The sequence below is a fragment of the Desulfurivibrio nitratireducens genome (assembly GCF_044068515.1).
Taxonomy (GTDB): domain Bacteria; phylum Desulfobacterota; class Desulfobulbia; order Desulfobulbales; family Desulfurivibrionaceae; genus Desulfurivibrio.
This window is the reverse complement of record NZ_JBIPKI010000024.1, coordinates 25,531-33,372: the sequence shown is the minus strand read 5'-3', so window position 1 is coordinate 33,372 and position 7,842 is coordinate 25,531. Positions and strand designations below refer to the sequence as shown.

Below are 7,842 nucleotides of genomic sequence, written 5' to 3'. Positions count from 1 at the left end.
CTTCGCCAGCTCCGGCCGGATCGGCGGGGAGGGCGGGACCGAACCAGGCCCGTCCCTTATCCTTTTCGTGCCCCGCCAGGGCTTGCCGCACCGCCGCCCGCACGGCGTCGTGGATCAGGCTCGGTTGCTGAAAGCGAATCTCCTGCTTGGTGGGATGGACATTGACATCCACGGTGGCCGGATCCACCCGGATAAAGAGCACCCCGGCCGGCAGGCGCCCCCGCAGCAGCTGGTGATGCAAACCCTCGGCCACGGCATGGGCGATCATCCGGTCCCTGACCGGCCGGCCGTTGACGAAAAGTCGCAGGCGGGCCCCGGTGGCCGGAATATCCTCCGGGGCCAGCAACAGGCCGAAAACCGCGGGGACAGCGGAGACCGCAGCTGCCAGCGGATTTTGCTGGGAAGGGACCCTGCCCGGGCCGGCACCGACCAGGATCATCTCCTGGCGGGCACTGCTCCGCAAAAGGCGGCGAATCCGACCCGGCGCATCATCGACCGCGCCCGGCCACTGGATAACCGTGCGCCCGTCCACCTGGTAGTGGACCCCCATGGCGGGAAAAGCCAGGCCACAGTTCTTGACGCACTCCTCTACGTGGTAAAGCTCGGTGCGCGGGCTTTTAAGAAACTTGCGCCGAGCCGGGACATTGGCGAAAAGGTCTCGGACCTCAACGCTGGTGCCGACGGCGGCCCCGGCCTCAACAACCTGGCGAACGGTACCGAACCGGACTTCGAGCCGGGTTGCCAGATCGGCCCCGGCGGCCCGGGACGTAATGGTCAGCCTGGCCACCGAAGCGATGCTGGGCAGGGCTTCGCCGCGAAAGCCGAGGGTGGTGATGGCCGCCAGACCGGCGGCATCGTTAATCTTGCTGGTGGCATGGCGCTCCAGGCAGAGCAGCAGGTCATCGGCATCCATGCCGCCGCCGTCATCGCTGACCCGGATCAGGCCCACGGCCCGGCCCTCGACCTGGACCGTGACATTCCGCGCCCCGGCATCCACCGCGTTTTCCAGCAGTTCCTTGACCACCGAGGCCGGTCTTTCAACCACCTCGCCGGCGGCGATCTGGTTGGCCAGGTTTTCGGGCAGGATTCTGATCGCCGACAAGGATTCAACGCCCCACGGTAAGCTGATTTTCCACCCAACTTCGGTCCCACCATTCAATGGGATCAACAAAGACGCCGTTGACCAGCATGCTGAAGTGGAGATGATCTCCCCCGGCCATGCCGGTAACCCCGCTGTAGCCCAGCAGGCCCCCGCGCTCCACCCGCTCGCCATCTTCCACCGTGATCCGGCTCAAGTGGGAATAGAGGCTGAAAACTCCCTGACCATGGTCGACTATCACCGTATTGCCGTAGATCCCCAGATATTCCGCGAAAACCACGACTCCATGGTTGGCCGACTCGATCTCGGCCTGGCGCACCGAGGCCAAATCCACTCCGAGATGGACCTGCTCGTCAATCTTGCTGCCCTCGTAAAAATAGCTGCGATGATCGGCAAAACCGGCCCGCTGACTGCTGCGGGCCATCCGCAGAAAAACCCCCTCCCAGAGCCGCTGGGGCAAGGAATTACTGGTAATTTCCCTGATCCGGCGGTCATTCATCCCGCGGACTTCGCGGTTGACATAAAGAAACTGATCGAGATGGGAACCGGACATTTCCGGATAATAAGCGGTGAACTCGGGCATCTTGGCCCGGAGAAAGTTATCGGAAAGGTTGATCCGGTCGCGGGGATAGTTGACCCGCCGCAAATTGACGGCGATTCCGCCCCGGGCGCGATTGCCGGCCAGATCTTCAGCAATCACCAGGGCCTCGCTGATCGTCTCGGTATCATAAGGCAGGCCGAAATAGGCCAGATACTCGCCGGGCAGCTCGGGGGAAAGGGGAAAGCCGGGATGGAAAATACCATTGAGCATCACCCCGTGCCGGGCCACCTCCTCATCGATGGTATAACGAACCAGACCGGTTCCTCCGGGTCGCACATAGCGGGTGGCGTCACCGACGCTGATCACCGGCGGCCGGGTATCAATAAGCAGCGGATGGACCTCTTCCGCGAGATTGCCGGCCAGCCGCTGCCGCCAGGAATAATCCCGAGCCCGCAGGACCAGTTCGGCCCGGCCGTCCCGCAGGCCAAGCTCACCTACTGCTACCTCGACGGTTTCGTTGTAACTGGGCGGCCCGGCCCGGAAAAACCAGCTTTGCCGAGGAAATTCGCGGCTGAGAAGGGTCACTTCCTGTTGTTCCTGGCGCAACAGGACCTCCACCTTGCGCAATCCGCTCCGTTCATCGGTAGCCGTCACTGCTATTTTGCTGCTCAAGCCGATCCGGGCAAGCTCATCGGCCAGGACCAGACCAGGGGGTTCAGGCTCATAAAGCCGGGTCAGCACCACGACCAGCGGCACCAGCAGGATCAGCACAACCACTAAAACCGTCAGGGGAAACGCAAGGGGGGACTTGCCCCATTTTCTTTCGACAGGCTCAAAACTCATGACAATCTTTCTCCTCCGGGCAAGACTACAGGGCAACTTGATATAAGCCGGGACCACTGGAAAACGGGGAAACTTACAGAGCTTTGATTTTAACACAGGGGACAGGAAAAAGGTAGGGCAGCGGGCAATTTCCTTTGCTTGGAAGGCAAAATCGAGTTAAGGAGAACCCATGGAGCAGCCTTTCCCATTTCTGCCCTCGGGTCGGTTGCCCGGCGATAAGCAACCCGGCAATGGGGGGCCGAAAGTTGCCGCTCTACGGGGCGTTTGGCCGGGCCCGCCCCGCTTGACGGTTAGTTGCCCTGAACAGGCTTGATATCCGGGGAACCACCCCTTGCCCCTGTCAACCTCACCCTGCGCCATCCATGTCCAGTCCATCCGCCCATACCATTATCATCGGCGCCGGCCCGGCGGGCCTGGCCTGCGCCACCGCTTTGGCCCGGGCCGGCCGGGAAGTCCTGGTGCTCGAACGCCTGCCGACGGCCGGACCCAAAACCTGCGCCGGCGGCATTCCCAGCGCCGCCCTGGACCCCGATCTGCCCCCGGATCTTTTGGAGCGCAGTTTCAACCAGCAACGGATCATAACCGCCAGCCAGAATTTCCGCCTCCGGGAAGCACGTCCCATTATCTGTACCGTCAATCGGCAAAGGCTGGGCTCCTGGATGCAGGGCCAGGCGGAAGCCGCCGGCGCGGTGGTCCTCGGCGGAGTCCGGGCCCGGCAAATTCAGGCTCAAACCGTGCTTACCGATCAGGGCGACTTCCGCTACCGCTACCTGGTGGGGGCCGACGGCAGCAACTCCCTGGTTCGGCGCCATCTTGGTCTGCCCCTGGAACTGGCCGGGGTCGGCATTAACTACCAGATTCGCGGCCACTTCGAGGAGATGGAATGGCACCTCGATCCCCAGCGGTTCGGCAGCGGCTATGCCTGGATTTTCCCCCACCGGGAAAGCGCTTCGGTGGGAGTTTACGCTTTCAACCGCGGCCGCGGCTCAGGGGGTCTCCATGATCGCTTTCGGCGCTGGGCCGCGGAGCGGGGCTTAGCCCTGGGCGGCATCAAACCCCGGGCCTCTCTGATCAGCTTCGATTATCGCGGGGCCCGGTTCGGCAACATCCTGCTGGCCGGAGATGCCGCCGGCCTGGCTTCCGGCCTCACCGGGGAAGGCATAGCGGCGGCCATCTTCTCTGGCCGCGCCGCGGCGGCGGCCATCCTGGCCGAGGACGGCCGCTCCCCCGACCTGGGGGCTCTTCTGCCCCGCCATGCCCGTCATCGAGCCCTGGCCTGCTTCACTGCCCGCCGGCCCTTCGGCGGACGTTTGCTGCTCGAAACCCTTACCCTGGCCCTGCGCTGGCGCCTGCTCAACCACGCCGCCCTGGAAATCGGCAAGCCAAACCGCTAGATCCGGCGGCCGAACTTGAGCCGGCGATTTAAAATTATTTGTTGAAAAAAATGAACTTTTGGTTCAAAAATGCGCTCTCTGTCATGGAGCGAGCATAAATCACCAACCACCGAGGCCCCGGAGAAGCCGGCAATGTCCACCGGAAATTCCGGGGGGATCCGCCCTCCCTCCCCTCTCCCCTTCCTCAGCGGTCAACAAAATCACGGAGCAACCCATGAAATTGGACACCAAAAAACGTAAAATCCTGCTGCTCAACGTAATTTTTATCGCTGTCTGCCTCGGAATCTTTCTCTTTCTCTGGAACGCTCCCCCGGTAACCACCGCCCGCTTGCCCCAGGACGATAACCACCTGCGTTTTTTCACCATGGACCGACAAGAGGCGGAAAAATTCTGCGAAAACTGCCATTATCCGGAAGGGGTTCGGCCCCTGCCGGAAAACCACCCCCCGACTTTTCGCTGTCTCTTCTGCCATAAAAAATGATCAGACCGCCCTCCAAGCCCCCCACCCCCTTCATCCTGGACAGCCTGGAGGAGTTGCTGGCCTTTGGCCGCAGTTTGGGAGAAGCCGCCGCGGCCGGAGATGTGATCTGCCTCAGCGGCCCCTTGGGGACCGGCAAGACGACCCTGACCCAGGCGATTGCCGCCGGGCTGGGGGTTCCGGCGGACCAGCCCGTCACCAGCCCCACCTTTGCGATCATTCATGAGTATCAAGGCCGCCTGCCGCTTTATCACCTCGACCTATATCGATTAAGCGGGGAAGAAGAAGAACTGCTGGAGCTGGGAATCGAGGATTATCTTTACGGGGAGGGAGTCTGCGTGATCGAATGGCCGGACCGCCTGGGCCGGTTGTTGCCGCCGGAGCGGCTGGATGTCCGCCTCGACTTCAGCGGTCAAACGGCAAGGATGGTGCATCTTGGCCGGCGGGCTAAATCTTTAGCGGCCCATAAGCCGCAATCTTAACCAAGGACCCGGTTATTGCTCGCTTACCGGTCCATCGAGCACAAAATCATCGCCTAAAACCTCGCTGATTTTTTCCCGGGAAATGACTCCGGCCCGGAGCAAAACCGGGCGTTCATCCGCCACTCCGATGATGGTAGAACCCAGACCGCCGGGAGTAGTTCCCCCATCGATAATAAGATCCACATCCGGGCCCAGTTGGCTGCTGACCTCGGCGGCAGTGACCGCCGCCGGCAGGCCGGAGAGATTGGCGCTGGTGGCGGAAATCGGGCCGCCGTAAGCGGTGGCCAACCCGGCGGCCACCGGGTTGGAGGAAATCCTGAGCCCCACCGTGCCGGTATAGCCGGTAAGAATTACCGGAACATCCTCCGCCGCCGCAAAAACCAGGGTAAGCGGACCGGGCCAGAAGGCGGCGATCAGGGGTTCGTAGCACGGGGGAACCCGGCGGACCAACCGGACCATTTTTTCCCGGTCGGGGACCAGGTTGAGAATCGGCTTGTCCGGGGCCCGGCGCTTGACGGCAAACAAGCGGGAAACCGCCTCCCGGTTGAAGGGATCGACGGCCAGGCCATAGTAGGTTTCGGTGGGAAAAGCGACCATCCCCCCCTGGCGGATCACGGCCACGGCCCGCTCGATATCGGAGGATGTCGCCTGCGGTTCAGAATCGGAAGAGTGCTGCAAGCCCTTTTAATCTCCAGTATTTTTTATAGTTCAAGGCTCAAGATCCCGCCATGGGTCCCCGCCAAGCTCCGGCCTCCGGTAGCGGCCGTTCATCCCCGCCGCAAAGCTTTCTGCCCGATATCCCGACGATAATAGCAACCATCCCAGGAAATCAGCTCCACCGCCCGATAAGCCTGATCGATGGCGGCGGGCAAATCATCGGCCAGGGCGGTAACCCCCAGCACCCTGCCTCCGGCGGTGACCACCCGGTCGTTTTCCCGCCGGGTGCCGGCATGAAATATCTCGACTCCGGGAACCAGCGCCGCCTCCCGCAACCCCTTGATCTCCTGGCCGGTGGCATAGGATCCGGGATATCCCCCGGAGGCCATGACCACGCAGACCGCGGGCCGGGGATCGATCTCGAGGTTAATCCGGTCCAGCCGCTGATCGATCGCCGCCTCGATGACATCGACCAGATCGCTGCGCAAGCGCATCAACAGGGGCTGGGCCTCGGGATCCCCGAAACGGCAGTTGAACTCCAATACCTTGGCCGCCCCGTTTTCAATCATCAGCCCGGCATAGAGCATCCCCTGGAAGGGCCGCCCCTCCGCCGCCATCGCCGCCACGGTGGGATACATGATATTTGCCATGACCTGGGCTTCCAATTCCGGGGTCAGCACCGGGGCGGGGGAATAGGCCCCCATGCCGCCGGTATTGGGGCCCCGGTCCCCTTCGTAAACGGCCTTGTGGTCCTGGGAACTGGGCAGAGGCAGCACGGTTTTGCCGTCGGTGAAAGCGATGAAGGAAGCCTCCTCCCCGGTCAAAAATTCTTCGATGACCACCTGGCTGCCGGCCTCGCCGAAGGCCCGATCAGCCATGATCAGATCCAGGGCAGCCACCGCCTCGGCCCTTTCGGCGGCAATGATCACCCCCTTGCCGGCGGCGAGACCGTCGGCCTTGACCACCACCGGGAAACTACAGCCGGCAAGATGGGCGACGGCCTTCTCCCGCTGACTGAAGGCCGCATAAGCGGCCGAAGGAATCCGGTATTTGCGGAGCAGGTCCTTCATGAAGACCTTGCTGCCCTCAAGCGCCGCCGCCCCCCGGCTCGGGCCGAAAATCCTCAGCCCCTCGGCGCTGAAATGATCTACAATGCCCCGGCTTAATGGGGCCTCGGGCCCCACCACGGTCAGATCAATCCCTTCCGCCCGGGCGAAGGCGGCCAGGGCGGGGCTGTCGTTGGGGTCAATTGGCACCGGGGTGGCCAGGGCGGCAATGCCGGCATTGCCGGGGGCGCAGTAAAGCTTGCTCACCTTGGGGGAACGGGCAAAACTCCAGGCCAGGGCATGCTCCCGGCCGCCCGAACCGATAATCAGGATTTTCATTCTGCTTCCTTCCCGGCCGCGACCGGAAGCTGAGGTGAATCACTTTTCGGGAAAGTACCGTTTTCGGTGGCCATTTGTCAAGGCGGGCCGAAGCTGCTTAGCGAACATAATCCTTGACAGTCGGTTACCGCGTTGAATAAATTGACGGGAGAAAAAAAATGAATGAATACTCACCCACCTTTTGCAAACTTTCTCTAAAGCAACCCGCAGCGCCCACCAACCGGAATTGAGTCCGAGACATGATCCGCACTGCCGACAAGCACTCGAAAATCATTGAAGCCGCCATCAGGGTTTTTTCCCGCAAGGGTTTTTTCCATGCCCGGATCGCCGATATCGCCAAGGAAGCCCAGGTGGCCGACGGCACTATCTACCTCTACTTCAACAATAAATACGATATTCTGATCTCTCTCTTCGAGGAAGAGATCGGCAAGATAATCCTGGAAGTCAAACAGCTGCTGGAATCCGAGGCCGGCGATGACCCCCGGCGGATGCTGGGCATCTTCGCCCTCAATCATCTCAAAATGATGGATGACCGCCGGGAACTGGCCGAGGTCCTGCATACCGAACTCCGGCAGAGCAACAAGTTCATGCGGGAATACCGGAACACCAAGTTCAGCGAATATCTGGATATTATCTCGGGAATCGTCAGGAAAGGTCAGGAAATGGCAATTTTCCGGCCGGAAATATTGCCGGAAGTGTTTGAACAGGCTTTTTTCGGGGCCCTGGATGAAACTTCCCGACTCTGGGTACTCTCCCCGGATCACTCCTATTCCATCGAAGAAACCGCCGAACAGATCACCGGATTTTTCCTCAAGGGCATCATCGCCCCCGCCACCCAGAACTGAAAAAACCACCCCGAACCGCCGCTAACTGTTCAGCCGGGCGGCGCAACCGGGGCCGGCGGGTCCGGTCCGCCCATGGCCCAGGACCTGCCGGCGCTAAAAGGTCGCGCCGCTCCGCGCC

8 protein-coding genes are annotated in these 7,842 nt (G+C 61.8%); 4 read left to right on the top strand and 4 right to left on the bottom strand.

The features are described from left to right. Window positions 1–1,102, bottom strand: a 1,102-nt coding sequence (mutL, locus tag ACHHTY_RS07610; protein ID WP_395493509.1) for a DNA mismatch repair endonuclease MutL, incomplete at its 3' end; no start/stop codon positions are given. 4 nt (window positions 1,103–1,106) lie between these two features. After that, window positions 1,107–2,483 (bottom strand): M23 family metallopeptidase, encoded by a 1,377-nt coding sequence (locus ACHHTY_RS07605; RefSeq protein ID WP_395493508.1) that lies wholly within the window; start codon window positions 2,481–2,483, stop codon window positions 1,107–1,109. 362 nt (window positions 2,484–2,845) lie between these two features. On the opposite strand from ACHHTY_RS07605, the gene ACHHTY_RS07600 reads away from it, so the two are divergent. The 3 genes from ACHHTY_RS07600 (at window position 2,846) to tsaE (ending at window position 4,837) form a co-directional block, all read left to right on the top strand. Further along, window positions 2,846–3,877 carry an NAD(P)/FAD-dependent oxidoreductase gene (locus ACHHTY_RS07600; RefSeq protein ID WP_395493507.1) on the top strand — a complete coding sequence of 344 codons (1,032 nt, stop codon included), beginning with the start codon at window positions 2,846–2,848 and terminating at the stop codon, window positions 3,875–3,877. Between the two features lie 214 nt (window positions 3,878–4,091). Next, window positions 4,092–4,358 (top strand): hypothetical protein, encoded by a 267-nt coding sequence (locus tag ACHHTY_RS07595; protein ID WP_395493506.1) that lies wholly within the window; start codon window positions 4,092–4,094, stop codon window positions 4,356–4,358. After that, window positions 4,355–4,837: a tRNA (adenosine(37)-N6)-threonylcarbamoyltransferase complex ATPase subunit type 1 TsaE gene (gene tsaE / locus ACHHTY_RS07590; protein ID WP_395493505.1), complete on the top strand. Its 483-nt coding sequence runs from the start codon at window positions 4,355–4,357 to the stop codon at window positions 4,835–4,837. Before ACHHTY_RS07595 ends, tsaE begins: the two co-directional genes overlap by 4 nt. Window positions 4,838–4,849: 12 nt before the next feature. Here tsaE and ACHHTY_RS07585 read toward each other — a convergent pair whose 3' ends face one another. Further along, window positions 4,850–5,515 carry an L-threonylcarbamoyladenylate synthase gene (locus ACHHTY_RS07585; protein WP_395493504.1) on the bottom strand — a complete coding sequence of 222 codons (666 nt, stop codon included), beginning with the start codon at window positions 5,513–5,515 and terminating at the stop codon, window positions 4,850–4,852. Between the two features lie 89 nt (window positions 5,516–5,604). Then, window positions 5,605–6,879 carry a phosphoribosylamine--glycine ligase gene (gene purD, locus ACHHTY_RS07580; RefSeq protein WP_395493503.1) on the bottom strand — a complete coding sequence of 425 codons (1,275 nt, stop codon included), beginning with the start codon at window positions 6,877–6,879 and terminating at the stop codon, window positions 5,605–5,607. Between the two features lie 239 nt (window positions 6,880–7,118). On the opposite strand from purD, the gene ACHHTY_RS07575 reads away from it, so the two are divergent. Next, window positions 7,119–7,724: a TetR/AcrR family transcriptional regulator gene (locus ACHHTY_RS07575; RefSeq protein ID WP_395493502.1), complete on the top strand. Its 606-nt coding sequence runs from the start codon at window positions 7,119–7,121 to the stop codon at window positions 7,722–7,724. Window positions 7,725–7,842: the final 118 nt, after the last annotated feature.

Bases quoted from the DNA above. Each gene is read 5' to 3' on its own strand.
- purD (WP_395493503.1), bottom strand. From the start codon at position 6,879: ATGAAAATCCTGATTATCGGTTCGGGCGGCCGGGAGCATGCCCTGGCC.
- ACHHTY_RS07600 (WP_395493507.1), top strand. From the start codon at position 2,846: ATGTCCAGTCCATCCGCCCATACCATTATCATCGGCGCCGGCCCGGCG.
- ACHHTY_RS07575 (WP_395493502.1), top strand. From the start codon at position 7,119: ATGATCCGCACTGCCGACAAGCACTCGAAAATCATTGAAGCCGCCATC.
- tsaE (WP_395493505.1), top strand. From the start codon at position 4,355: ATGATCAGACCGCCCTCCAAGCCCCCCACCCCCTTCATCCTGGACAGC.
- ACHHTY_RS07595 (WP_395493506.1), top strand. From the start codon at position 4,092: ATGAAATTGGACACCAAAAAACGTAAAATCCTGCTGCTCAACGTAATT.
- ACHHTY_RS07605 (WP_395493508.1), bottom strand. From the start codon at position 2,483: ATGAGTTTTGAGCCTGTCGAAAGAAAATGGGGCAAGTCCCCCCTTGCG.